This window comes from Metasolibacillus meyeri (assembly GCF_003049505.1).
GTDB classification, from domain to species: Bacteria; Bacillota; Bacilli; order Bacillales_A; family Planococcaceae; genus Metasolibacillus; species Metasolibacillus meyeri.
Genome location: NZ_PYWN01000003.1, coordinates 1 through 1,209, shown reverse-complemented (window position 1 = coordinate 1,209; position 1,209 = coordinate 1). Strand labels below are relative to the sequence as shown.

Below are 1,209 nucleotides of genomic sequence, written 5' to 3'. Positions count from 1 at the left end.
AGATGTGTATAAGAGACAGATATTGTACAGGATGGCTATGTTACACCGCTAAAGCCAAAAGATTTTGGACAAGACACAATCATTTGGAAAAATGGACGTGTATTAGATGTAGAGCGAGCAGAACGAATTCGCATCCAACAAATTAAATAATAGTCCCTACGGAAAAACCGACGGATACTAATTGATTTTGGTTATTTAACCAAGTCAATTAGTGTCCTTTTTATTTTGATTCAGCAAAAAACGCCCACCTCTGTAAGCGGAGAGATAAATGCTTAATGGATATTTAATTCAGTGGGTGACAACTCACTGAATCAAAATAAAGCCTCCGGTGGATGTCACAGATTTTGAAGGGGAGGCCTGCACGATGCAGGTCAGTTAACCGTTGTCACAGGATGTAACGCTTTTAGGTTAACTTCTACTAGGAGCAAGCTTGAAAAAATCTGGACGCAATTACACCGAGGCGTAATTGATTTGAAAATGAGAGGAGAAAGCTAATGGCTAAATACTTTCCAGATTTAATTGAAGAATATAAGCAATCATTAAAGAATCTACAGGCAGTAGGTGGATGCACAAGTATGGAGCGTGATTTAAAGGAGGCGATTCAATGGATGGAAACAGGCTATGACCCTGCTGAGTATCGCGCTGCCATTCGGAAGGATTGTTATGTAATGGATCACTATTTGATGCAGCAATTTCTTTTATCCATTGATTTAACTGTACCAGATATAGATGAGCAGCAACTAAATGAAGAGGAAGAACGCATAGATAGTATTCAACTCATTGTAAAGGAGGCAATGGCGGGATTAACAGAAAATGAGCGCAAAGTGTTTGTACTCATTCGAGGGGAATACATGACATTTTCTAAAGTAGCTAACATTTTAGAAATTACACGCAGCTCCGTACAAAGTTATTTAAGGCGAGCGGAATTAAAAATAAAAAACAATATTGATGGCAAAAAGCTACTATGCCATGGAAGTGGCTATGTAATGAAAAATTCATTTTAAGGCTTTGCCATACAAACACCTATATAGTGAGAAGTTTATTTAAGCGAAGTTGGAATGAAGTAAATAAGAATTTCAGCTTGCCATACAAAAGCTTATATAGTGAGGAGTTCGTTATAAGCAAAGTTGAAATGATGCAATTCAAAATTTAACGTGCCATACAAATGCCTATATAGTGAGGAGTTCATTTAAGTGAAGTTGGAATGAA

Annotated in this window: 1 protein-coding gene; it reads left to right on the top strand. The window is 37.1% G+C overall.

Translation table 11 applies throughout. The features are described from left to right. The first annotated feature begins 494 nt into the window (after positions 1-494). Positions 495-1,004 carry a sigma-70 family RNA polymerase sigma factor gene (locus C9J34_RS00695; protein ID WP_107837932.1) on the top strand — a complete coding sequence of 170 codons (510 nt, stop codon included), beginning with the start codon at positions 495-497 and terminating at the stop codon, positions 1,002-1,004. Positions 1,005-1,209 lie beyond the last annotated feature (205 nt).

Excerpts from the sequence above, each read along its gene's own strand:
- C9J34_RS00695 (WP_107837932.1), top strand. The coding sequence starts at position 495 with ATGGCTAAATACTTTCCAGATTTAATTGAAGAATATAAGCAATCATTA.